20 protein-coding genes are annotated in these 25,605 nt (G+C 43.1%); 10 read left to right on the top strand and 10 right to left on the bottom strand.

What is annotated here, in order from left to right:
- Nucleotides 1-128 precede the first annotated feature (128 nt).
- From HWQ44_RS15480 to HWQ44_RS15495, 4 genes are all read right to left on the bottom strand, one after another.
- Nucleotides 129-527: a nuclease A inhibitor family protein gene (locus HWQ44_RS15480; protein ID WP_292719989.1), complete on the bottom strand. Its 399-nt coding sequence runs from the start codon at nt 525-527 to the stop codon at nt 129-131.
- Between the two features lie 33 nt (nt 528-560).
- Nucleotides 561-1,280, bottom strand: coding sequence for a DevA family ABC transporter ATP-binding protein (locus HWQ44_RS15485; RefSeq protein WP_292719991.1), 720 nt, complete (start codon nt 1,278-1,280; stop codon nt 561-563).
- A 67-nt stretch (nt 1,281-1,347) separates the two neighbouring features.
- The gene (devC, locus tag HWQ44_RS15490) at nt 1,348-2,523 is read right to left on the bottom strand and encodes an ABC transporter permease DevC (RefSeq protein WP_292719993.1); all 1,176 of its coding nucleotides are present in this window, start codon (nt 2,521-2,523) and stop codon (nt 1,348-1,350) included.
- Nucleotides 2,520-3,827: an HlyD family efflux transporter periplasmic adaptor subunit gene (locus tag HWQ44_RS15495; protein ID WP_292719995.1), complete on the bottom strand. Its 1,308-nt coding sequence runs from the start codon at nt 3,825-3,827 to the stop codon at nt 2,520-2,522. The genes devC and HWQ44_RS15495 overlap by 4 nt, the downstream gene beginning before the upstream one ends.
- A 406-nt stretch (nt 3,828-4,233) precedes the next feature.
- Here HWQ44_RS15495 and HWQ44_RS15500 point away from each other — a divergent pair, with 406 nt between their 5' ends.
- Nucleotides 4,234-4,848 carry a TetR/AcrR family transcriptional regulator gene (locus HWQ44_RS15500; protein WP_292719996.1) on the top strand — a complete coding sequence of 205 codons (615 nt, stop codon included), beginning with the start codon at nt 4,234-4,236 and terminating at the stop codon, nt 4,846-4,848.
- 160 nt (nt 4,849-5,008) lie between these two features.
- On the opposite strand, the gene infC is transcribed toward HWQ44_RS15500, so the two are convergent.
- On the bottom strand, nt 5,009-5,521 hold the full coding sequence (gene infC / locus HWQ44_RS15505) for a translation initiation factor IF-3 (protein WP_104907695.1): 513 nt from the start codon (nt 5,519-5,521) through the stop codon (nt 5,009-5,011).
- Between the two features lie 215 nt (nt 5,522-5,736).
- Here infC and HWQ44_RS15510 point away from each other — a divergent pair, with 215 nt between their 5' ends.
- Nucleotides 5,737-7,077 carry a DEAD/DEAH box helicase gene (locus HWQ44_RS15510; protein WP_292720001.1) on the top strand — a complete coding sequence of 447 codons (1,341 nt, stop codon included), beginning with the start codon at nt 5,737-5,739 and terminating at the stop codon, nt 7,075-7,077.
- Nucleotides 7,078-7,296: 219 nt separating this feature from the next.
- On the opposite strand, the gene dnaG is transcribed toward HWQ44_RS15510, so the two are convergent.
- Entirely contained in the window at nt 7,297-9,240 is a 1,944-nt protein-coding gene (gene dnaG / locus HWQ44_RS15515; RefSeq protein WP_292720036.1) for a DNA primase, read from the bottom strand.
- Between the two features lie 165 nt (nt 9,241-9,405).
- Here dnaG and HWQ44_RS15520 point away from each other — a divergent pair, with 165 nt between their 5' ends.
- Entirely contained in the window at nt 9,406-10,758 is a 1,353-nt protein-coding gene (locus HWQ44_RS15520) for an N-acetylmuramoyl-L-alanine amidase (RefSeq protein WP_292720003.1), read from the top strand.
- A 219-nt stretch (nt 10,759-10,977) separates the two neighbouring features.
- On the opposite strand, the gene HWQ44_RS15525 is transcribed toward HWQ44_RS15520, so the two are convergent.
- Nucleotides 10,978-11,124: a hypothetical protein gene (locus HWQ44_RS15525; protein ID WP_292720005.1), complete on the bottom strand. Its 147-nt coding sequence runs from the start codon at nt 11,122-11,124 to the stop codon at nt 10,978-10,980.
- A gap of 77 nt (nt 11,125-11,201) precedes the next feature.
- Between HWQ44_RS15525 and HWQ44_RS15530 the strand changes: the two genes are divergently transcribed.
- Entirely contained in the window at nt 11,202-13,694 is a 2,493-nt protein-coding gene (locus HWQ44_RS15530) for a BsuBI/PstI family type II restriction endonuclease (protein ID WP_292720007.1), read from the top strand.
- An 86-nt stretch (nt 13,695-13,780) separates the two neighbouring features.
- Here the strand turns inward: HWQ44_RS15530 and HWQ44_RS15535 are convergent, their stop codons facing one another.
- The 3 genes from HWQ44_RS15535 to HWQ44_RS15545 all read right to left on the bottom strand — a co-directional run bounded on the left by HWQ44_RS15535 (nt 13,781) and on the right by HWQ44_RS15545 (nt 18,173).
- Nucleotides 13,781-14,881 (bottom strand): LLM class flavin-dependent oxidoreductase, encoded by a 1,101-nt coding sequence (locus HWQ44_RS15535; RefSeq protein ID WP_292720009.1) that lies wholly within the window; start codon nt 14,879-14,881, stop codon nt 13,781-13,783.
- A gap of 123 nt (nt 14,882-15,004) precedes the next feature.
- Nucleotides 15,005-15,784: a class II aldolase/adducin family protein gene (locus HWQ44_RS15540; RefSeq protein ID WP_292720011.1), complete on the bottom strand. Its 780-nt coding sequence runs from the start codon at nt 15,782-15,784 to the stop codon at nt 15,005-15,007.
- 544 nt (nt 15,785-16,328) lie between these two features.
- Nucleotides 16,329-18,173 (bottom strand): tetratricopeptide repeat protein, encoded by a 1,845-nt coding sequence (locus tag HWQ44_RS15545; protein ID WP_292720012.1) that lies wholly within the window; start codon nt 18,171-18,173, stop codon nt 16,329-16,331.
- Nucleotides 18,174-18,394: 221 nt separating this feature from the next.
- On the opposite strand from HWQ44_RS15545, the gene HWQ44_RS15550 reads away from it, so the two are divergent.
- The 6 genes from HWQ44_RS15550 (at nt 18,395) to HWQ44_RS15575 (ending at nt 25,345) form a co-directional block, all read left to right on the top strand.
- Nucleotides 18,395-18,685, top strand: coding sequence for a Nif11-like leader peptide family natural product precursor (locus HWQ44_RS15550; protein WP_292720013.1), 291 nt, complete (start codon nt 18,395-18,397; stop codon nt 18,683-18,685).
- 285 nt (nt 18,686-18,970) lie between these two features.
- Complete coding sequence (locus HWQ44_RS15555; RefSeq protein ID WP_292720014.1) at nt 18,971-22,279, top strand: type 2 lanthipeptide synthetase LanM family protein; 3,309 nt, start codon at nt 18,971-18,973, stop codon at nt 22,277-22,279.
- A gap of 537 nt (nt 22,280-22,816) precedes the next feature.
- The gene (locus HWQ44_RS15560; RefSeq protein ID WP_292720017.1) at nt 22,817-22,942 is read left to right on the top strand and encodes a plasmid partition protein ParG; all 126 of its coding nucleotides are present in this window, start codon (nt 22,817-22,819) and stop codon (nt 22,940-22,942) included.
- A gap of 93 nt (nt 22,943-23,035) precedes the next feature.
- Entirely contained in the window at nt 23,036-23,851 is an 816-nt protein-coding gene (locus HWQ44_RS15565) for a toll/interleukin-1 receptor domain-containing protein (protein WP_292720020.1), read from the top strand.
- A gap of 28 nt (nt 23,852-23,879) precedes the next feature.
- Nucleotides 23,880-24,905 carry a hypothetical protein gene (locus tag HWQ44_RS15570; protein WP_292720022.1) on the top strand — a complete coding sequence of 342 codons (1,026 nt, stop codon included), beginning with the start codon at nt 23,880-23,882 and terminating at the stop codon, nt 24,903-24,905.
- 185 nt (nt 24,906-25,090) lie between these two features.
- Nucleotides 25,091-25,345, top strand: a complete 255-nt coding sequence (locus tag HWQ44_RS15575) for a hypothetical protein (protein WP_292720024.1) — start codon at nt 25,091-25,093, stop codon at nt 25,343-25,345.
- Nucleotides 25,346-25,605 lie beyond the last annotated feature (260 nt).

The raw sequence follows: 25,605 nt of genomic DNA on the forward strand, positions 1-25,605 counted from the left end.
ATAAATTGAGTTAATCTGTAAATTAATTACGAATTACGTTAGGGCAGTGGTAGGAGTCTGCGGACTTCTGCAAAGAAGCAAGCTAGTAAGAGCATATCGTAGAGAGCGTCATTACGACAAATTAACTACTAGGTTTCCACAACTTTAGTGGAAAGTCCTGCTATATCTCCAGATGAGGTTTTGCCAATGATATAAACATCAATATCTATCGTACCTATGCGATAAACTTTGATTTCATTGAGGTTATCCTTAAGTGTCTGCACAAGTGTTTGAAATTTTTTAACATTCTGTTTTTGTTGTTCGTCGTGCCACTCTTGTTCAGAGGCACAATTCCGAAATAAATAATCTAGAGCCACTTCTTCAACCGACGAGTCTTGGGGATGATCTGTTAGCTGGAGTAGTTTTTGAGTTGTCAGAGTGTTAGCTTGATCAGTCCATAAAAAAACCTCAAACGGATAGTCTGACTCGCTCATCATTAACAAATCAGCAGAAGCCTGTTTTAACTTTTCAGTAATTTCGTTACTCATGAGCCATTAATTTTTGATCACGCTCATACTGTATCATCCCCCGTTTGTTGAAACTGCTGCAACAACAGCACGGTCATTTACTAACTTGCCATCTTCCATGTAGACGATGCGATCGGCAATATCTAGAATACGGTTGTCATGAGTAACTAAGAGAATAGTACAATCCTGTTCTTTAGCTAGTTTTTGCATGAGGTTGACCACATCTCGTCCCGATTTACTGTCAAGGGCGGCGGTGGGTTCATCCGCTAAAACAATTTTAGGACGACCAACCAAAGCACGAGCGATCGCAACTCTTTGTTTTTGTCCCCCAGATAAATCATCAGGATAATAATTCAAGCGTTCTCCCAATCCTACCTCCTCTAATATTTGGGCTGACCGGGTTTTCATTTCTGCCGGTGAAATATTATTATGCACTTCCAAGCCCATTCTGACGTTTTGGAGTGCCGTTAAACTACCATGCAAGTTATGTGCTTGGAAAATATAACCGTTACTGCGTCGCACCTGGGTAAGTTGTCGTTTGCTAGCGCCACACAGTTCTTGTTCCAATATCTGCAAACTGCCGGATTGGGCAGAACGCAAGCCGCCTGCTAAGGTGAGAAGTGTAGTCTTACCAGAACCAGAAGGCCCTGTCATAATAATAATTTCGCCGGCGTTAATATCCAGGTTGATATCAAAGAGAACTTGCTTGCGGAGTTGACCATGACCAAAATAGTGGTCGAGATTTTTAACAGAGATTACAGGTTGACTACTCATAAATAGCTTGATTACTCGTGATGCTCGTCATTTGCAAAGGACAAATGACAAATGACAAATGACAAATTTAAAACATATCTGCGGGGTCAGCAGACTGTAATTTCCGGGTGGCGATCGCACCAGAAATTATGCACATAATCATAGTCAGCGTTAATACCGTTAAGGCGCGTGCTACGGTCATGTAAAGTGGTAAATTGGTGGCATTGCGAGTTAAAGCATAAAGTCCTAAAGGTGCGATCGCTCCTGGGATAAAGCCCAAAATTGCCAGAATTATTGCCTCTTCAAACACCACACCTAATAAGTAGAGATTGTTATACCCCATTGCTTTGAAAGTGGCGTATTCTTTAATATGGGAATTCACATCTGTAGAAAGAACTTGATAGACGATAATCACGCCTACTATAAATCCCATTGCTACACCCAGGCTGAAGATAAACCCGATGGCCGTATTTGTTTTCCAGTAATTTATTTCAAATTCGATAAATTCTGCTCTGGTTAAAACTTTGACATCATCATCTAAATAAGCTTCTAAAGCTGCTTTCATCTGCTTTGGGTCGTAGCCTGGTTGTAGTTGCACCAAACCGAGACTGACACCGCTAGCTTCTCGTCTGGGAAATAGTCGCAGAAAGTTCTGGTCGTTGGTGATTAAAGTACCATCGGCGATGAAGGAAGCCCCGACTGAAAATAAGCCGCTAATCGTAATTGTCCGGCGTTCTATTTCGGTTGTGACCGTTTTACCTTGGTCAATTTTAGCGATCGCATCATTATAATCTCCTCTAGAGGCGCGATCAAACAAAACGGTATCTGGTAGCTTAACAGCATCTATCTGGCGATTGACATCTGCTAAGTTAAACACTTGCCGATCGGGATTGAACCCCATAACTAATATTGTCGTTTTCTGATGTGTTTGGGGATTTTTCCAATCAACAATGTTAATATACATTCCTTCTGCCGACTTTACACCAGGTACATCCATTGCTTGATACAGGCGTCGCCGCGTAAAGCTAGACATATTTGCTAGGTTACGTGCTTGGGGACTGATGACAAACATATCAGCCTGCATACTACGATGCAGGATTGTGTTACTTTCAAACAGGGCAGTCTGAAATCCTAGCTGCATGAACATCAGAACATCGGCAAAAGCAATGCCTGACAATGCCACCAAAAGACGACCTTTTTCATGACTCAGTTGCAGCCATCCTAAAGGCGTTCGCCGCCGCAGTTGCTGGATAAATCCAATCACAGTTCAATTACCGCCTTGACTTGCAAATTAGTTAAGCTAGAAGCATTTTGGCTAGATAGTTTATTCAGTTGCACATGGACTTCCACTACTCTGGCATCAATATTGCTAGAGGGATCGGCGTTAATTAGATTTTGCCGCTTTACCTGCATACCAATCCAATCCACTCTTCCCTCTAATTCATTGCGTAAAGAATCACTGCTTACCAGCACCTCTTGTCCCGGACGCACTTTCTTGATATCACTTTGGTAGACTTCTACTACTGCATACATCTGGTCGGTTTGACCTAGAGCCACAATTCCTTCATCGCCAACAGTTTCTCCGGCTCGTGTATTAATCTCCAAAATTCGACCAGCTTTTGGAGCTACAACGTATGCCTGTGCCAGTTCTGCTCTAATTTTCTCTACGGTTGCTTGAGCGCTGTCTACCTCTGCTTGTGCATTTGCTATATCTGTCGGACGGACTTCAGCAGTTTGATTCAGGTTAGCTTTTGCTTCGTTAATCTGCTGTTGCAAGCTGGCGAGGGTTTGCTCCTGGTTAGCTTTTGCTTCGTTAATCTGCTGTTGTAGGGTTGCGACAGTTCTTGTCTGAGTGGCTTGGCTTTCAATTAACGCTTGAGTGGAAGTTTCGGCACTTAAACGTCTGCTATCAACTTCCTGACTAGAAATTGCTCCTGCTTTATATAAAGTCTCGTAGCGCTGTACCTCAGCTTGGGCATTACGTCTCTCGGCTGCCACGCGAGCAACTGTTGCTTGCAAGCTGCGTTGTTGTCCAAGGAGTTCTGCTTCTAGACGATTAATTGTGGCTTGCTGAGTTTTTATGTTTCCTTGTAGTTCTACTTGCACGCGATTTACCGTAGCTTGGCGCGCTCCAATTTCTCCCTGTTTGGCTCCAGCTTTTACCTGGTTAAGGCGGGATTTGGCAACTTGAACTTGTTTTTGGGCTTCACTCAAAGTAGCTTGTAGCCGATCGCGGTTGTCCATAATTGCAATTACCTGCCCAGCTTTGACGCGATCGCCTTCTTTCACCAATAGTTGTTCTACCCGATTTCCTTCATTAGAAGAAGGCGCTGACAGTTTTATTATTTCTCCCTTTGGTTCCAACCGCCCTAATGCTGTTACTGTTTTTACCACTGGCTGAACTGCTACTGGTGCTGTTTGCTTTTCATTAGCTGTAGCCTGAAGCTTCATCAACGTATAAACACTGATTCCACCTATTGCTAGAGATGTAAGTATTGCAAGTAGAAGTGGCGATCGCAAAAGATTCTGAGAAGACCCTAAACCCTCTGAATTCCTGTTTTCCCTCATCTTATTCCCCCTTACCACCAGTAGCAACCTGTACTAAACTGTCCAGTTCAATTTATGCTAAACTAAACGGACTAGTTTAGTCAATAGAACACAACTAAATTTGTCAATCAATTTGCTTGGCATTAGAGAGACTTGCAAAAAATAAATTATCCCCAATCATTTCTAGATTTGTATGGGCACAGGTATTGTGTCCCTAGACGGGATATTTTTTTAAGTGGAAATCCCTTATGCTGCGGAATGCTATTCCCTATTGGGATTGATTGTCTACTACAAAAAAGTAGAGGAGAGGAAAGCTGATAATAGAGGCTTTGGGGCTTTATCAAAGGGTATATTTATTTTCGCAATTTTGTACTAAAGCATTTTGCAGCATCTATTAATATTGTTGAGAAGAAAGGATAATTAATAAATGGTACGCATCAAAACTGACGAAGTCGATCGAGATAATTCCGTTGATAAAGTAGAGCAAATTCTGCAAGGTGCAATGCAAGAGTTTCTCCAAAATGGCTATGCTGGTACGAGCATGGATCGGGTAGCAGTAGCAGCAGGTGTTTCTAAAGCCACAGTCTACAGCCACTTTCAAGATAAAGAAGGACTATTTAAAGTACTGTTAGAGCAACTGACAAGTAAAAAGAATAGCTCCATTTTTGGCACAGAACCGATTGAGGGAGAACCAGCCACTATAGTGCGCCAGGTAGTAACTAAAGCATTAGATCAGATGCTTAACGACAAAGAACATAGTGCATTTATGCGAGTACTAATCGGGGAATCTGGGCGTTTTCCTGAGTTAGCTCAAATTTGTGTTCGGGTGATGATTAAGCCAGTAGCGGAAACTCTCACTCACTACTTGGCGGCTCCAGAATTAAAGATACCTGACCCAGAGGCGACAGCGAGAATTATCTTAGGAGCATTAGTGCATTTTCATATTACTCAAAATGTGATGCATGGACAGGACATTGTACCAATGGAAAGCGATCGCTTGATTGATGCCTTAACACACCTAATCACTAAATGCGCCGATTGATTGGTTATTATCCCGGCGCGTGGCGCTTGTTTGGTCGGAAAATAAAATTCACCTTGAGTAACAGTTGACTGTTTTTTCCATAGAAGCTACAGTACTGTATCCGGCTTTTTTCGTTCCTTACAAGCTGCCACCAATACATCCTCTAGCGATCGCCAGATAACTAAGCAGGAATAACTTGAACAACTAGGGCGCGTTTATCCAGTGACTGGATTTTACCAACTTGACTGAGATCGTTTGCAATTCGGTCTAGCAGTTCTCCCGCTTTGTCACGATATTGATGTTCTCGGCCTCGTAAACGAATGGCAAACTTGACAGAATCGCCTTTACTCAACCACTCACCGGCTTGTTCGATGCGTAAATTGTAATCAGCCACACCTACGTTTAGACCGAATCGAACTTCCTTAACCGTGGGTCTAGCACTCTGACTCTGACGTTTTTTCTTTTGATACTGAAGCTTGCCATAGTTGAGAATCTTCGCGATTGGAGCGTCTTTACCTTGAGAGACTACAACTAAGTCAAGCTCTAAGCTTTCAGCTAGCTGTAACGCCTCATTGGTGTCGATCAGACCACGATTATTATTCTCATGGTCAATCAAGAAGACGCTAGGTGATTTGATTTGTGAATTAATCAGTTGCTTTTGGATTGCGATAATGAATTTCTCCCATTTGTTCAATACTTTGCTTTACAAGCAGGTAATGCCAATTTAACACAACACTGAATCAGAGCAACTTTAACCACACAATAGACGGCAATCTGATAGAATGAGGGACTGAGGCACTCGCTCTCAGTCTTTGCGCTATTGCCCATCCAGCTTTTCCATGATTTTTATCCGTCCGCCTAAGACTGACGCCATCATTGGCGACAGGCCGATGTTATTTTTGGAGTCTTATGTCTTTTTCCGATCTCGGCTTGTCCAATGAAATTATCCGTGCTGTTACCGAACGAGGGTACACGGAACCCACGCCAATCCAGATGCAGTCCATTCCTGCTGTCTTGTTGGGTAAAGATTTATTAGCTGGGGCACAAACTGGCACTGGCAAGACCGCTAGTTTTACACTGCCGCTCTTACATCGATTGTCGTCTAACAAGAGCAAAGGTACGCCTAATGGATACCCACCAATCCGGGCGCTGATTCTCACCCCGACTCGCGAACTCGCTGCACAAGTGGAAGAAAGCGTGCGTGAGTACGGCAAGTACTTAAATCTCAACTCGATGGTGATGTTTGGCGGAGTCAGTATTAATCTGCAAAAACAGCGTTTGAGGGGTCGAGTGGATATTTTGGTCGCGACTCCAGGGCGACTGCTAGACCACGTACAGCAGGGTACGCTGAATTTATCGCAGATTGAGGTTTTGGTGCTGGATGAAGCCGATCGGATGCTGGATATGGGTTTTATTAATGATATCCGCCGCATCCTCTCACTCCTGCCCAAACAGCGACAAAATTTGCTATTCTTCGCTACTTTCTCGGACAAAATTAAGGCACTGGCCGCCGGACTGCTCAATAACCCAACGATGATTGAGGTAGCACGCCGCAACGTTACCGCCGAAACGATCGCACAGAAGATTTATCAAGTAGACCGTGACAAGAAACGCCAATTACTGGCTCATCTGATTCGGCGAGACAATTGGTATCAAGTGCTAGTGTTCACTCGCACTAAATATGGCGCTGATCGTTTGGTGAAGCAGTTGGGCGAAGACCGCATTCAAGCCTTGGCAATCCACGGTAATAAGAGCCAGCCGGTGCGTACTAACGCTCTGGCAAAGTTCAAAAATGGCAGCTTACAAGTATTGGTGGCGACAGATATTGCTGCTAGGGGTCTTGACATCAGCGAACTGCCCCATGTCGTTAACTTCGATCTGCCCAATGTACCAGAAGATTATGTTCATCGCATTGGTCGCACCGGTCGCGCTGGCGCATCAGGTGAAGCTGTATCACTGGTGTGCGTCGATGAATACCCTCTATTGAAAGAGATCGAAAAACTGATCGAACAGCGCTTGCCAAGGGAAGCGATCGCTGGTTTTGCACCCAACCTCGACATTGAGCCAGAAGCAATCCCAAATGGACGGCAACATAGAGCCAAGCCTGGAGGTGACAAGCGTCCGGCTCGTACTCCTAAACCTTTACCACAGACATCGGCTAAACGTAAAGCAGCGCCACCTGCCACCAATGGCGAGAAACCTGGCGCTCGTTCGTCTGGATCGCGCCGTTCTGCTAAACGCGATCGCTGATCTTTTTTAGCTGTTCAACTGGAAAACCTCTCTCCAAACCTCTCTCTTAAGAGGAGAGAGGCTTTGAAATTTCCCCCCTTCCCTACAAGGAAATGGGGGTTAGAGGGTTAGGTTTGGCGTTGGTTTTTTCATATAACGTGAAAAATCAGGTCTAATCCAATACAGTTCAGTGAAACATTGATTTCTAATCAAGAGTTAAAGTTAGGCTTAGGTGCAAAACTACAATAACTCTGTGATGGAAAATAATCGTTGTCGGTCTATTTGTTGCAGCTTGATTTTTTCAGCGTAGAAAGCCTGATAATACGATTGATAACGCTCTGGTTCCGCTTCGGGATCGGTTTGTTGCCATAATTCCAAAAAGTGACGATAGCGTTTTTCAAGCATTACCAAATCCATGCAAGCGATCGCAGCTTGAACTACTTGCGGAGTCCGCAGTATTTCTTTCTGGTTTTTTTCATCCACATGAAATAAATGGGAAATTAAACCGATCTCGCTATCAAATTCTAGGAACTGGTCTTGGAGGCGGGAAATTAAATTTGGTGGAGACGCAAAATTTTTCGTCTCTCCATCATCGGATAAAATTTCTAAAATCTGTTGCCATAAAAATCGGTGGTGCGAAAGGCTAAATTGCAAATCTCGCTCCTCTAGTTCGTCAATAATTCCTTGACGCTGTTCGGGGCAATGCAAGTAAATTCGTAGCAATAACGCCTCTGCATGTTCTAAAAGACTGCGTTCTGTAGGGAGTGGAGAGGGAGAAACTTTGCCACCTCCCCATGCTTTCTTCGCTGATACGGGCTTAGAGTATGTAGCCGCAGCCGGAGCAATTTGAGTTAGCAGATTTTCGACTCGTAGGGGTATAAGTCTGGTATCTCCCAAACTGAGTATTTCTGCACAATAAGAAACGTAATAATTTCGCGTATCGCTGTTAGCTATATTTTTAAGTAATTTGACTATTTGCTGAGTTACTTGCTGAAAATCAGTAGCCTGTTTTAAATCACGGTCTTGAATAATTTGCTGAATCTGCCAATCTAGCCAAAGTGGCGCATTTTTTAGCAGTTCTCCATAATCTTCGGGAGTATGGCTATGCAAATATTCATCAGCATCTTTACCATCGGGTAAATTGAGAATTTTTAGCTGAACTTCGCCCTTATATGCTAATTCGGCAATTTCACCAATCGCCCGTTCGGTTGCATTGGTTCCAGCTTTATCAGCATCAAAGTTGAGTACTAATTGTTTCGATTCGGTGTAGCGTAATATTAACCGGACTTGTTCTAAGCTTAAGGCTGTACCGAGTGAGGCGACGGCGTTATTAATACCAGCAGCGTGGAGAGCGATCGCATCAAAATATCCCTCTACCACCACCGCTTGATCTAGTTGAGAAATCCCACCTTTAGCTTGATCGAGGGCAAATAAGGTTTTACCTTTACTGAAAAGTTCGGTTTCGGGTGAATTCAGATATTTAGGTTGTTCATCAGTCAGAGTTCTCCCACCAAAGGCAATGATGCGCCCTTGGACATCACGGATCGGAATCATCAGGCGATCGCGAAATACATCATAATAACCGCCCCCTTCCTTGCGTGGCTTAATCAATCCCGCTTTTTCCAGAATTTGCACTGGGTAATGTTTATCATCCACTAAATAACGATAGAGAGTTTCCCAACCTGCGGGGGCAAAACCTAAACCAAATTGCTGTATAGTTTCTTCTTTGAGTTGGCGGTTAGATTGCAAATATTGAAGTGCTTTTTGCCCTTGGGATTGTCTGAGGGCGTGTTGATAAAACTGGGCTGAGGAAGCGAGAACTTCATATAACTGCTCACGCAAAGATAGCTGACGCTGTAATTCTTGGCGTTGTTCGGGTTCGAGAGTTTGCACAGGTACTTGGTAACGCCGTGCTAAATCCAGCACCACGTCAGCAAAAGAGCGCTTTCCCAACTCCATGACAAACTTAATCGCATTTCCCCCAGCTTGACAGCCAAAGCAATAGTACATTTGCTTGGTTTGGCTGACGGTGAAACTGGGAGATTTCTCATCGTGGAAGGGGCACAAACCGACGAAATCTTTCCCGCGTTTGCGTAAAACTACGTATTCAGAGACGACATCTACAATATCAGCCCGTAGTTTAACTTCCTCAATTGTATCTGGGTGCAAGCGGGGGATTTGCATGGCTTTGTTATTAGTCATTGGTCATTGGTCATTGGTCATGAACTTTGGAGAAATACCAAAGGACAAATGACTTTAGACTTCTGATAGCTATTATATTCTTGTTGCCAGACCAAGAATGATGTATACAATTGCTTAGACTTAATTTTATCAGAGGAAATACTGAAAATGGGGCGTATTTTTATATCAGCAGCTCATGGAGGCAAAGAAGCGGGAGGAATAGATCAAGGTGCGATCGCAGGTGGTACAAGTGAAGCGAAAGAAATGATTCTGCTGCGGGATTTGATTGTCACTGAACTGAGGGCGCGGAGTTTGGAAATTTTGGCGGTTCCTGATGACTTGAGCGCCGCCCAAACTATCACCTGGATCAATTCTCGTGGCCGCCGGGGTGATGTCGCTCTAGAAATTGCAGCTAATGCGGCTAACAGCCCTTCTGTGCGTGGGGCTAGCGTTTTCTACATTGCTAATAATAGCGATCGCAAGAGTAATGCTGAACAGTTACTAGTGGGGTTATTGCGCCGCGTACCCCAATTACCGAATCGCGGAGTCAAACCAGATACAGATAGTGGATTGGGTAGTTTAGCATTCTGTCGCCAGACAACGCTGCCAGCTTTGGTGATGCAAGTGGGGTTTCTCAGCAATCCAGAGGATCGGGCTTTGCTGCAAACTCGTCGCCGCGATTTTGCTTTGGGAATTGTCGATGGATTGGTGACTTGGAGTCGTGTAATTGATCCCACTCCTGGAACTCCAGCCGAAGCAAATTATCCGCCTATTAATATTAATATTAATGGACAAAGTTACACAGAACAAGGAATTTTAGTTAATGGTAATGCTTACATCCCCATTGATTTAGTAGACCTTCTACGAATTGACCTTTCAAAAGCAGCTAATGTCAATCGGATTACTTATCACAAAATAGTTTATGTCAAGGCGATCGAACTGCGAGATTTTAATGTTGCAGTCAATTGGGATGCGGCAACGCGTACTGTTAGCTTGCGCTCAAATTTGGTGGTTTGCCCTGGTCAATTTTCGCGGGTGATGTCAAACGGTAATACTTCCGAAGTCCAGTTACAATTATTTCTGAGAAACAATAATGAAAATGCTTTAGCAAAGTTTCCTGACATCCCAAAACTCTATCGGGAAGAAGCAGGTATAGAGGGAGTGAACTATGATATTGCCTTTTGCCAAATGTGTGTAGAAACGGGATTTTTATGGTTTGGTGGTGATATTAAACCTGAGCAAAATAACTTTGCCGGCTTAGGTGCGATCGGTGGCGGTTCGGAGGCTGCATCTTTTCCAAGTGCCAGAATTGGAGTTAGGGCGCACATCCAACATTTGAAAGCTTACGCCAGTTTAGAACCTTTGGTACAGGAAGTAGTAGATCCAAGGTTTCGCTTTGTCACACGTGGGATTGCGCCATTAATCGATCAGCTATCAGGGCGGTGGTCAGCAGATTTAGATTATAGTACAAAGATTTCAGCAATGCTCAAACGATTATATGAATCAGCAGGACTTTTGTGAGTTACACAAGAGTTTTCAAGTTTATCAATCCCTATGTTGTCACTACGCAAGTATATTAAGTTAGCATCGCTTCGGAAGTCTCAAAATTACTAAGTACAACATTTTATTAATTTGTAGCGAATTAAATTTGGTCATACCCTGCAATGCCATGCGTCGGCCGCCTTGTGAATGCATCGGCTTGCATTGTGAATGTATTGGCTGCCTTGTTAATGTGTTCCCCTACATTAACAAGGCTACGCTTTTAGGCAAAACTGTACTAAGATTTTGCACTACGCGATCGCAAACGTGGTCTGCTTCAGCATCAGGATACCCTAAAGTTGTTGTAAACTTGATCGCAATTAATAACACAGACCGTGATCGTCCCATCAAGCAATAGAGCGTTAATAGCAAGTCATAACAGTAGTTTGAATTTTACTAGCCTTGCAAAACTATCAAGTGGAAACTTGCTTGCAGAAGTGGATATTCGTCGGGCTATAACAAGTTTAAAGCTAAAGCAAGACAAAAAAGGGTCAATGGGTCAGTTTTTGACCCCCGCCTCAGTAGCCCAATTAATGGCTGGGATGTTTAATCGGCTAGATTTACCTGAAATATCCTTGCTTGATGCTGGAGCAGGAATCGGTTCATTACTAGCGGCTTTTGTGGAAAAAGTATGCCAGCATCCACAACACACGTCGAGTTTGTGCGTTGTAGCTTATGAAATTGACCCTTTTCTAATTGGATATTTGCATCAGACTCTAGAGCTATGTAAGAGGAAATGTGAAAGTATTGGTATTTGCTTCAATTACGAAATTCGTGAGACTGATTTTATCGAAGATGCAGTCAGGCTGCTTCAGATTGGTTTATTGAATAGTGCAAATGCAACAGAATTTACCCATGCTATCCTCAACCCGCCTTATTTGAAAATCAATGCTAATTCCCAGGTGCGCGAATTGCTGCGTTCCATCGGTTTGGAAACTAGCAATCTTTATACTGGTTTTATGGCTGCTACAGCGCAACTTCTAAAACCCAGTGGGGAGTTTGTAGCAATTACACCGCGCAGTTTTTGTAATGGGCCATATTTCCGTGACTTTCGCAAGATGTTTTTAGAGATGATGGCTTTACAGCAAGTACATCTTTTTGAGTCGCGGCAAGAAGCATTTAGTGACGATCATGTTTTGCAAGAAACTATGATCATCCAAGCTACAAAACAAAAGCAAAAGTCTAGCAGCGTAATTATCAATACTAGTTCTGGTGCTAATGATGACTTGTTCATGTCACACTCTGTACCATATACGGACTTGGTTCATCTCAACGATATAGAGCAGTTTATTCATATTATTCCAGATAAGATTAGCCAGCAAATCGTTCAGCAAATGGCACTTTTAACCTGTACGTTGAAAGATTTAGGGCTAACAGTTTCAACCGGACGGGTAGTAGATTTTCGAGCAAAAGATTATCTAAGGAAAAATTTGGAAAACAATACTGTTCCTTTAATTTATCCGGTGAATTTATCGAATGGATATGTAGAGTACCCAAAAATAACCAAAAAGCCAGAAGCGATAGTGCATATAGAAGAAACAGGAAATCTTCTAATCCCAAATGAGCATTATGTCCTCTGCAAAAGATTCTCATCGAAAGAAGAGAAAAGGCGTATTGTTGCGGTGGTTTATGATGCCGATCAATTTAATTATGCCTATGTCGGCTTTGAAAATCACTTAAATTACTTTCACAAAAAGGGGCGTGGACTTAGCCTTACTTTGGCTCGTGGGCTTGCCGTTTATCTCAACTCAACACTAGTTGATGCTTTTTTTCGGTTGTTCAATGGACATACTCAGGTCAATGCAACAGATTTGCGAAAATTAAAATACCCTAATTTGTCACAGCTATTGTTGTTAGGGACGGGGTTTAAAGAGCAGTTTCCTTCTTTGCAGAAAATTGATCAACTTATCGAAAATCAGCTACTGAGTATGTCGAATCTATCAGAGAATAATCCAATTGCAACTAAATCTCGAATTGATGAAGCGCTGCAAATCTTGACACAATTAGGCTTTCCACGAAAACAGCTTAACGAACGGTCAGCTTTAACTCTTTTAGCGTTGCTTGACTTAAAACCGACTGACTCTTGGCAATTAGCAACTTCCCCTTTGATGGGAGTTACGCCGATGATGGACTTTATGGCTCAACATTATGGCAAAACCTATAAGCCCAATACACGAGAAACAGTTCGCCGCCAGACAGTGCATCAATTTTTGGATGCAGCTTTGATAGTTGCTAATCCAGATGATTTAAACCGCCCTATCAACAGTCCTAAAACTGTGTATCAGATAGAGGAGAGTGCGCTCGAACTATTACGAACCTACGGTACTGACGAATGGGAAAAGAGCATTCATACCTACCTTACTTCAGTTGAAACTCTGAAAAAGCAATATGCTCAAGAGCGCGAAATGTCGCGTATTCCAATAGTAATTAACGGAAAAATTAAAACTTTATCACCAGGTGGTCAGAATATTCTGATTGAAAAAATTATTAATGATTTTGCCCCTCGTTTTACTCCTAGTGGAAAGCTGATCTATGTTGGCGATACAGATGAAAAATTCGCCCACTTTGATGCAGCAGCATTGACAGATTTAGGCGTTAACATCGATTCCCACGGCAAAATGCCAGATGTAATCATTCATTTCACAACAAATAACTGGTTGGTGCTGATTGAAGCTGTAACCTCACACGGTCCAATTAATCCTAAACGGAAGAAGGAACTTGAAGTGTTATTTAAAGGTGTCCAAATACCTCTGGTGATGGTAACAACATTTCTTAGTCGTAAGGCAATGGTGGCATATCTGGCAGAGATTGCTTGGGAAACAGATGTTTGGGTTGCTGAAGATTCAACTCACCTGATTCATTTCAATGGTGAATATCTATTGCAGGCTTACCAAAGAGAAAAGAAGCAAACTTCTTGAATCTACAGCAGAATTTCTATGGTTAGTCAATGGGATCAGCACCGATCGCAAGGTTTTAGTAGACGCAGATGTTTATACCATGATTATTAACTCCCGACTCCAACTGTTTGCCGTTCTCGCCGTGCGACTTCTGCACGTACTAAAGGAATGACATCACGCCCATAAGCGATCGCATCCTCTAGGGGATCAAAGCCCCGAATCAACAAGGTAGTCACACCTGCATCGTAATAATCAACCAAAGCCTCTGCTACTTGTTCTGGTGTACCCACTAGGGCTGTAGTGTTACCTGCCGCACCAGTAGCTGCGGCGATCGGTGTCCATAGACGCTTATCGTAAACCTCATTTTTGGCTGCAAAATCCAGCAGACGTTGCGATCCTACCGCCTGGGGTCTAGCCGGAGCAGCTATTTTCGCCCCTCCTCGCAACTCTTGAATTCGCGCTAAAATGCTATGTGCCTTTTCCCAAGCCTCTTGTTCTGTAGCGCCAAGAATGGGTCGCAGAGAGACGCTGAAACGAATGGAACGACCGGGTGGTAAGGCAGCACGTACCTCTGCAATTCGTTCTTTAACTGCGGCAATTGGCTCACCCCACAAGGCGTAAACGTTACTGTGCTTGGCTCCTACCTGTACCGCTGGCCCAGATGCACCACCAAAGTAAAGCGGGATATGGGGCTTTTGTAACGGCTTGATCGCAGAGAAAGCATCCTTGATGCGGTAAAATTCACCTTCGTAATCAAAAGGAGTGTCGCTTGTCCAGACGCGGCGAACAATTTCTAAATATTCATCAGTGCGACGGTAACGGCTGTCATGATCTAGCCAGTCGCCATCTTTCTGCTGGTCAGCATCACTACCACCAGTAATGATATGGATTGCAATCCGACCGTTGGTAAAATGGTCAAGGGTAGCTGCCTTACGAGCGGCTAGAGTTGGTGCGACAAAACCCGGACGATGAGCAATTAAAAAGCCCAATCGCTCGGTTGCTGAAGCAGCGAAACTAGCAACTGTCAAACCATCAGGGCTACTAGAACTATAACCAATTAATACTTTGTCAAAGCCTCCTGCTTCATGGGCTTTAGCAAATTCACGAACATAAGCTGGATCAATGATGTCATCACCCAGACTGCCTGATGCACTATTTAATTCTGAAGTCGGTTTTGTCCGAATCAATCCAATAAATTCGATTGGCATAATAATTTGTCCTGAAAATGTTGGGGAGCAGAGGAAGCAGGGGGGCAGGGGAGCGGGGGAGCAGGGGAGAAGTTACAGTAGGTTTTTCGCCTCTGCCCCTTCTGCCCAATCCCCAATGCCCAATTAATCAAATAAGTCTGGTTGCTCGTGGCTAATTTCATCCCATAAATACTGGAATCCACCCCAGCCTGCTTGGTGAGTACCACCGCGTTGTTGGATCTTTAAGGCGATGTCATGGTCAATCAAGATGGGTTTTCCTACGGCTTCTGCTAGCAATTGCGCTTTAGCAGTATCCTCTAACCTGATGTACCACCAAGCGGCTTCATCCACACTGTGTCCCACGGTCAATATTCCGTGGTTGCGTAAAATCGCAGCTTTGCGATCGCCTAGTGCCTCAGCAATGCGTTTTCCTTCGCTTGTCTCCAAGACAATGCCTGTAAAATCATCAAAGAGAGCATGATCTTGGTAAAAAGCACAGGAATCTTGGGTAATCGGATCGAGCAACCGACCTAAAGATGACCAAGTTTTGCCATAGAAAGAATGAGCATGAGCCGCTGCAATGACATCGGGGCGGGCTTCGTGGATTTGAGAGTGAATGGCAAATGCTGCTTGACTAACTTTGCCTTCACCTTGGACTACCTGACCTTCACTATTCACTAATATCAGGTCTGATACCCGAATGCGACTGAAATGTATCCCAAAGGGATTTACCCAAAAATGATCGGTAAGTTCGGGATCGCGGGCAGTAATGTGTCCTGCCAATCCTTGAGCAAAACCCAAACGCGCAAATATCCGAAATGCTGCTGCCAAACGTTCTTGACGATGGCGACGCTCTGATTCAATGGAAACGAAGGTCGGTGGTTGAAAGGGATTGCTGGGGCGGACGAGAGAAGTTTGCACCATAATTTTCAACTCCTACGTATGGATTGGGTAGATGGACTGTGCTGGCTCACTGCTGGTGATAACGTCAAGGTTTGTTGATAGACATTGCTTAAACATTAAACTAGCGAAACAATAAAGGATTATGGCTCAGTAAGCGATGTCTACGACGGGGTGCGCCTACGCAGTTTTATATCGCTGCAACTATAAATATGTATTGTTCAATCATGTCCAGTGGACAATGCTACAAATAACTTTTGGCTGATAGCCATGAATACCTTACTATTTACGGTTTTTCAACTACCTAGTGAAAACAAATTTCTTAACTAGAGTAATGATGTTGTCAATCAAACTACGGCAAGTCAATCGACTTATAGTATTTAAGATTACAATGAAGAAACTACCACAGTTCATTTAAATAAGCAAGCTCAATATGGAGTTATGCTAAAAAAATATCCTGGAGGAAAGTTTTATCTCTTTCTTGTATAGAGACTGTTGCGATTTGTAAAGCTGGGGAGCGATCGCTAAAATTTGCGTAGGCGTACGCATCGCCCAGTTTTTTCAGTTGTTACATATCTTGCTTATATTCTTCTAACAATTGCGGAATGTGATCGTACCCATCCACACCAATAACCGCAATAATTTTCGGGCGATGTTGCTGTAAGAACTTTTGGAAAGCTTCTGCCCCGATTTGTCCTTGTAAAATTGTCAGTAACCCTGCTGGTTGTCGCCACTCATTAGAAGCTATTTGTTCTAAAAGATACATTCCCAAGCAGCCTGTGTAAACAGTTTTTTCAGAATTTTGCAGATGATAATAAGCTTCTGCCAAATAAGCTAAGTTCCGCCCTTGAAGATATAAATCACCGGAAACTTGCGCTGTTTTAAAACCATCTTCAAGATATTTAATTGCCGTTTGGTGTTCTCCAATTACTAAATAGGCAATTCCTAAGCTGCTAACACATAAGGCTTTACTTTGAAGATCGCCTAATTTTTCTGATAATTTTAAACCTTGTTCCAAATAATTAATTGCGGCTTCATAAGTTTCTGGTTCTAAGTTTTCCAGTTCTTGAGCTTGCATGACTTCGCTGTAACCTAAATTTACCAGCGCGTTTGCTTCTCCTGTGCGATCGCCTGCTTGCCGACTCAGTATTAATGCTCGTTGACTGTAGTTAATTGCCTCAGCATAATTTTGCTGTTGCACGTAGGTACGGCTGAGGTGGTTGAGATTGGCAATTTCACAGGTGCGATCGCCTGCATTTCTGGCGATCTCTAATGCCTGCTGATGAAAATCAATAGAGCGCTGGTATTGTCCCAAAGCACGTTGAGAATAGCCTAAAAGTGTCAAAATTCTCGCCTTCTCTTGGGTTCCCTCACCTCGTCGCAGTGGTTCATCCAAATAATCTAAGGCATCTCGTAAATAAGTACCAGTAAAAGAGGCAAAAATCCCGCCGTAAAAGGGAAAATACGGACGCTGGGCAAAAGTTCGCAAAATCTGGAGCATGATTTGAGAACAGGCATCACTATATACTGTCCCAATGCTCCTAAAACCACTGGCTAACTGACTCCAAATCACTGCAAAGGTCAAAAAAGTGGAAATGGACAACTTTGGCCCCGCCTTCACATCGTAAGCTTGTTGGTCAAACCAGTTAATTAATCCCCGTTGCAAGAACTGTAAAATCAATGCCATTTCCACCCAATCTCTAAGGGTGATTCCCCGCTGTCGCTCGGCAAACTCTATCGCCGATTCTTCTCTAGCTAAGGTGCGAAGTAACGCTTGGGGTAACTCACTATTGAGTTGTTTGGCCCAACTTGCCCAAGGGCCACGTTCTCCCGGTACGCCGCCAAATCCCAAAGATTCTTTTTGCTCGTACATCCAACTGAGCAAGTTGTCTTGCAATCGCTGCCAAGAAGCTAAACCACGGGTAATCCCTTCGGAAAATTGTTCTAAATCAGCATCCGCCTGAGCAAATTGCTGTAATGCTTTTGACAACTGCTGTAGCTGTTGTAAATTTAGCGGATACTTCTGATTGGGGTCAGTAACCCGGATAAATACCGCCAGACGCTGGTCTGCCGCAGATGTGGTAATTTCTGTAACTGCGGAGGCGATCGCTTCTGTGGCTTTATTTTGCTCTTGCCAGCGTTGCCATTGACTTTGAATTGTCTTAATGGCTCTCAAACTGCGAGTCGCCTTGGCTTTCTTGAGTTCGTCTTTTTCACTATCTACTTGGCTTTGGAAAGAATTCAGGCGATCGCTCAAAGCTAGCTCAAAGACTTCCCCTGTACCGGAAGTAATTCCTTTCAGCAGCATTTGATACACCTGTTCTACAGAGCTAATTTTGCCCTTGAGGGTGGTTTCGACAATTTCATCGATTAAAGCAAGATAGCGATCGCTTAATGGCAGAGAGTCTGGCACTTTGACTATTAGGAGAATGTCACGTCAATTCTAATTCTAGTCTTGGCAGCAAAGATGGGGGAAATAATTGCCAGTAAAAAAATTTTCCGCGATTGCAAGTATCTACCCTAGTTCTCCCCCATTCCTCTCTAAATTCAAATCAGAAAAGCAGAGAACACCGCCCCAAACAAGCGCAGAATCTCTGCCGTTGAATTAAGTCAATAAAAACGGAGGGTACATGTATGCTACACCAAATCAAAGAATTGCTTCAAAACGCACAACTACAACAGCAAGTAAAAGCAGCAGGTAACCAAGCAGAAGCGATCAAAGTGTTAGCGATCGCAAGTGCAGAAAAAGGTTATAACTTCACAGTGGAAGCCATCTCTCAAATGCTGACAGAATTGACCTTTGTGGATTCTAACGAACTGAGTGAAGAAGAATTACTCAGTGTTAGTGGCGGGATGATGTCTGACAGTGCGCCCAAGCTATGTCATACAGATTCCTGTGGTGGTGGACACGGGGGCTGCTGCTAAAAAAGGTAGCTTCCCTTTTTCTTTGGCATTGTAGCCTTCACAGGTCAGGTTGCTTTTCTAAAACAGCTTTTTAGATCCAACTTCTCCAATATTTTAATTTGGACAATTTCTATACCTGGTACTGAGGTTCAATGCAGAAGGAGATACTGCATCACAGATTCCCTCTTTTCTCCTTTTCTCAAGGGTGAGAGGGAATCTCATGAATAATTATTCCCACCAAATTTAATCCTACCTTTTTATCCCATTGATACTTCTGTTTTAACTTCCACTATGAGAAATCCAGCTATGCTTCAACAAGTTGTTTCCTTATCCCAACAGAAAACACCAGACTATTTAAGGGCGATCGCAGCTAATGCTAGTTTTCTCTGGGAACGCCTTGATGAAAGCAGATTTGCAATCAATGTTGATCAAGTCAATGAACAAGAAATTAATCGTCGGCGCGATCGCTGGTGCGAAGTTGCAGCAGAAGGCAAATGGGATACCTTGCACAAACGTTTACAGTGGGACGGACTAGACCTCGATACAGTGAGTTCCAGATTAGGAACTATCGAGTTGCTTGCCGATCAACCTTTGCCTGAGTGGGCAGAAACCTTGCAGCAAATCATCCAAACCGCTACAGGATTCAGTTCTGCAACCGAAGTATTTTTACCAATCGATTCCCAAAATCCTATTACCTTTGAAGACATCCTTTTGTCTGCTATCTTAGTAGCTAGACAGCAATTATTGACTCGCTGCAACAGTCAATTCACCGAAGATTGTCTTCCCTTATCGATTCTTTCCCACAACGCTTACAGTTCTCTAGAACGTAGTTTATTGCAACGACTTGCAGGACTTTGCACGAAGACATTAGATTTTGAATTCTCTCAGGTGCGTCCCTTTGGTCAAAGTTTACTCGGCTTGTTGGGACTGGAAACAGAAAACAATAACACCCACTACACTAAGTTCGTCAATCAACTCCTCGAAGATGGATTGCTGACGTTTTTCCAGAAGTATCCAGTTCTCGGTCGGTTAGTAGCAACAGTAGTCAATTTTTGGGTTGAGTTCACTGCGGAATTTATCGAACGTTTAGTTGCAGATAGGACAGATATTCAACGAACTTTTGATCAAACAATCGTCCCATTTTCTCACAACAAAGTTATCGAAATTCAAACCTCCCTTTCCGACCCGCACAAGCGCGGACGGACGGTGATTTTGCTCACCTTCGAGTCTGGACTTAAACTTGTTTATAAACCCAAAGATTTAGGACTAGAGGTTGTCTTTAACCAATTTTTGAATTGGTGCAATCAACATAGCCATCTCTTAGATTTTAAAGTCATTCAGGTGCTGGAGCGCAACGGTTACGGTTGGGTGGAATATGTTGAACAGTTGCCTTGTGTTGATGAAGCAGCTGCGAAACGATTTTATCAGCGTTCTGGGATGTTGTTGTGTGTGCTTTATGCCCTCAGAGCCACAGATTGCCATTATGAAAACTTAATTGCCAGTGGCGAACATCTGGTGCTGATTGACATGGAAACACTGCTGCACCATGAACCGAATCTCATTGAAGACTCACCCCTTACCCAAGATTTGGAAGCAACCGCCACACGACAATTTTGGGATTCCGTACTTCGCACCGGACTTTTACCGCGTTGGGACTTTAGTGGCGATCGCAGTGTGGCTTATGATATTAGCGGTTTAGGCAGTACAGATCCTCGATTATCTCCCCGCAAAGTGCCGCGCTGGCAGAACATTAATACAGATAATATGCAGCTGTTATCTGAGTCTGTAACCGTGCCCATTGCGAAAAATGTCCCATGCTTGGGTGAAGTTCCCCTGTCTCCAAACGATTATCAACTACAAATCACCACTGGATTTGAGCAGATGTATCGCTTTTTGATGGCGCATAAAGATTTCTTACTTTCACCCCAAAGTTTGCTATCTGCGATGCAAAATCAGCAGGTGCGCTTTATCTTCCGCAATACCCGGATCTATGGCATCATCCTGCAAAAAACTTTGTCACCCGATTACCTCAAACACGGGGTAGATTACAGTATTCAACTCGATGTTCTCAGTCGTGCCTTTCTAGTTGCTCAAGAAAAACCGAATGCCTTTCCTGTTTTGAGTGCGGAACTCCGAGCGATGGAACAATTAGATGTTCCCTTCTTCACTGCTAGCGCTGTGGTTGATGAACTGAGTTTAAACGGTTCTTCTGCCATTCCCAACTACTTCAAGCAACCCAGTTACCAAGACCTTCTCAACCAGTTACAATCTCTGGATGAAACCGACCTAGCTCGACAAGTAGCGATTATTCAAGGCTCCTTCGATGCTAAGATCGCAACCACCCACAGCCGCAAGGGTGGGCAATGGAAGGGCGAATTGTTACCTTTGCTGAGTTCAGAACAATTGATTGCCGAAGCTCAGGAAATCGCTAGCGAACTTGAAACCAGAGCTATTTCCGACCCTGATGGCAGCATTAACTGGATTGGCTTAGATTTTGTGCCTCGTGCCGAACGATATCAACTGCAAGTATTGAATAATTGTCTCTCTGACGGACGCTCTGGAGTTGCCCTGTTTTTAGCTGCACTCAGTCAAGTAACAGGTGATTCTCGTTACCGTGATTTAGCATTTAGGACATTGCAATCTCTGCGTCGCCAAATCCACACCGTTGATCCAGAAACTTGGCAACGGATGGCTCGTTTTATGGGCGTTGGCGGTGCAACAGGTTTGGGGTCAATGATTTATAGCCTGGTGAAAATTAGTCAATTCCTCAACGATGCAACGCTATTACAAGATGCCCAAGTATTAGCCGATTTGATGACACCAGAACTAATTGCTGCCGATGAACACTTGGATATTATGAGTGGAGCAGCAGGGGCAATTTTAGGGCTATTGTCGCTGCATCAAGTTACAGGGGAGGCATCCGTTTTAGAAAAAGCGATCGCTTGTGGGCAACATTTACTCAACCGTCAAGTCAGTCACAATGGTGCGCCTAAAGCTTGGCATACCTTTTGGGACAAGCCTTTGACTGGTTTCTCTCATGGAGCCGCAGGCATTTCTTACGCCTTGCTCAGACTCTACGCCGTCACCTTGGAGAGCAAGTATTTAGAAGCAGGTTTAGCAGGAATTGAGTATGAGCGTAGCGTCTTTTGCGAATCTACTGCCAACTGGCCAGACTTCCGCAGAATGGGACAACCGGGGCAACCTGACTTTGCGAATAAATGGTGTCACGGTGCAGCCGGCATCGGTTTGGGACGCTTGGGCAGTTTGAGAATCGTGGAAACGCCAGAAATTCAACGAGAAATTGAAATTGCTCTCCAAACTACTCAGAATTTTGGCTTACAGGCGATCGATCACTTATGCTGTGGCAACTTTGGTCGGGCGGAAGTACTGTTAGTTGGGGCAAAAATCTGTTCCCGTCCTGATTGGCATCAAATTGCTCACCAGAATGTAACAAATGTTGTAGCTAGAGCCAAGCGAACTGGAGCTTATCAATTATTTCCCAACTTGCCCAATTCTGTATTTAATCCTGGCTTTTTACCCGGTATATCTGGAATTGGTTATCAATTGCTGCGTCTGGCTAACGATAACTTGCCTTCAATATTGTTGTGGGATTGAGCTTGTTGTTTATACCCAAAAACAGCTTTTGAAGGCGTTAGGCGAACTTCTTGACATTAGTTAGTCATAGATTACCTAATTTCCAGAGTATGGATGCAGTCAGCGTTCTAGTTGCCAATCACCTTACTTCCACTTGAGTAGATACTAAAAAGCTGTGGTAATAAAGTGAGCGATCGCTTTTTCTGGATATCCAGAAAATTATTGACCAACAAGGTTTGAAGAAGAACGAACTAGAATCGGCGATCGCCTACAACGGAACAAAGCCGATTGGCTTTATCTAAAGCCGTGCATAACGAGGTTTTGCGCCTTCCAGGTATGAACCAGCGTTAGACCTTTCGTCTGGAGTCAAGTAAGGATTGTGAATCATGCTGCCAGCAAGACTGGCTATTCTAGCGTTAGTTCTGTGATTAACCCTCTTCACTCTTTAAATGGCGTTTTTCAGGAATTGCCATTTTTACTTTTGTAGGTTTATCCATGTTGGAATTAAATACATGAATACCAAAGCAACTAAAGAAATGCATGTAAATTACGGATGAATTGAAAAAGCGATTCCATGCCACCTGCGTCATGCAGAGTAAGAAGATGAGCCAAGTAGTGATTGAGCTAATCGAGCAATGGTTAAAAAGCAACGAGTGTTCCCCAACTAGGGAGACAAAGAGCTAAGAAGCTAATACCGAATTGATTGTCTTTCTACTAAAACCAGTTAGGTAAGAAAATTTTGTCAATTTATATAATCAGGTGCGACCAAAAAAAGTTATGCCCATATCTATATCACCCACTGGGCCTATAGAAATTTTCTTCTCCTACGCTCATAAAGACGAAGAACTCAAAAACGAGTTAGTGAAACACTTAAGCATTTTGAAGCGGCAGGGTGTAATTACAGCTTGGCATGACCGGGAGATTACTGCTGGAACAGAATGGGCGGGTGAAATTGATACACACTTGAATGCAGCCCGTGTGATTCTGCTGCTTATTAGTTCAGATTTCCTATCTTCAGATTATTGCTATGACATTGAGCTTGTACGAGCGATGGAACGGCACGCAACTGGAGAAGCTTGCGTTATTCCCGTTATTCTCCGTGAAGTTGATTGGAAGGGCGCAGTGTTTGGCAAGCTTCAAGCCTTGCCCAAAAATGCTGACCCTGTGGTTAATTGGGTGAATCGCGATCAAGCGTTTGCAGATGTTGCTAGAGGGATTCGTAAAGCAGTTGAGGAGCTAAAACAACAGCCAACCCCCCAAGCTATTTCACAGTTTAGTTCTTCTTTTATTGAAATCGAGCAAGAACTAAACGCCAACGATCTAGAAATACTTACGGAACTCTTAATACGTAGTGGACGTGCAGAATATTCGGCACGAAAAGCATTATGCATAAAAGCTGGAATTGAACCAAATCAACTTGGATTTCTAAGACAATCTACTGACACTGATTTTGCCTTAGAGCTAATTAATTATTTGCATAGTATAGACGATAAACAAGCTCTTTGTAAAATTTGTAAGGAACTTGAAGTTGTGTTTAAAAGAGGGAGGTACGCGGCCGATTTAGAAAATATTAAATCAAAACTAAATTTTTAGTAAGATTATAAGTAAAAGTTGAATTTTTATGACTTTGTTAGATGATGACGATTTAAGAGAATTAGCAAATATATTGCTTATCAGTCAAAAAGTAAAGGCACGAGAAGCACTATGTTTAAGAATTGGAATCAACCCTTCTGAACTTACGTTTATAAGAGAGGGTGCGGAACGTGACTTTGTGATACAACTAATTAATTATTTAAATCAAATAAACGAGGAAGAAGCTCTGTGTAGACTTTGTTGCCAAGAACTATCTTTGACTTTTCATCGAGGAAAATATGCATCAGATTTAACAAAAATTACTGCGAAACTTAATTGTTCTCAATTTAGCCTTGATTCCTCAAATAACCAGAAATTCACAAATATTTCTTTAAAAAGTAGATTATTGAAAAATCGGAAATTTTTATTAATTATTTTTGTTTTAATTTTAATAACTATTTCTAGTTTTTTATGGTTAGATAACGGGCTTTCAGAAAGCACTACAAGAGTTTATGCTCAATCAGACCCTTGGCTTGCTGGTATGCTCCAAAACTCTAATGCTAATGAATGTAATGAACCCAATTTTTCCTCTATTAGTAAGTATCAAAATAACTCGCCTAGTGAAGTTGAAAAAATCTCTCTCAATCCAGGTAGTTATTTAACGTTTACTACAAAAAACGAAGTTAATACTGGCAATAAAGAAGTATATAACGATGCAGACGGTAGCAAAAGTCAACAGGATCAGGCTCCTCATGGAGGCGGAGATAACGGTATTTCTAACATCCACGCTCCTAACGGCGCTCTTGTAGGGGTCTTCACAGGAGAAGATCCACCAAATAAATCTCAAAGGCCAGATCCTCTTTTATTCCAGACAGAAGAAGAACGGAATTATTCCAAACTTTCTCCTAAACTCAAGCAAGTGTTTTTTATAGGAGATGGCAAAACTTCCAAGGATGAAAAACAAAAAGTGATTGTACCGATAGGAGCTAGACATCTTTACCTTGGAATCTTGGATTGGTGTAATTGGGATGACAACCAAGGTTATTTTGATGTAGAGGTGACTATTAGCAAATAAATGGGATTTAGGCAAGCTCGTCTCTAAACTCTATTTGGCATTGAGCCAAGATGGAGGTATTTATCAATTGATAACTATTCGTAATAACTCTTGAGTGGCGCGACTCTCAACGAAAAAATAGGGATAATAGCGAGGTAGACTGTCCATAATATAACGCGTACACTGGACACTATCAGCGAGAGTAAATGAGGCCGCCACCCCCAATCCGTTTACCTAACAAGCATTACAGGTCTAGAGAATACCTTACACCAAGTGAGGTGCGATCTCTACTCGATGCCGCACTTGATCGCAAAGCTCGTTATTTTCACCGTGATTATATACTGATGCTGATGATGTTTCGCCACGGTCTGAGGGTGGGGGAAGCTGTAGGTAAGACGTGCGGTTTGTGCTGGGATGCCCTGATAATGCGCTTACGTTTTTCCAGGAGCGTTTCAAAGTGATGCAATCACCCTTCGCTGATGCTGGTAGATGCAGTTGCTAATTATCAATATCCCACAATTAAGCATTTTATTTTAGGCTCAACCACCGAGCTTACACGCGGGTAATAATACCCTGTTGCCTTAGGGACTGACAAATAAAAAAATACTCAGCTACTTATTGTGGGGTGGGCGACACGAGAGCCCATACATATAGGGTGGGCATCTTGCCATTGGTGTCAAGTTAAGAAAAATAGAAACTTGTCAAGTGGGTAAAGCTCAGT

The sequence above is a fragment of the Nostoc sp. JL34 genome (assembly GCF_017114945.1).
In the GTDB taxonomy this organism is placed as follows: Bacteria; Cyanobacteriota; Cyanobacteriia; order Cyanobacteriales; family Nostocaceae; genus Nostoc.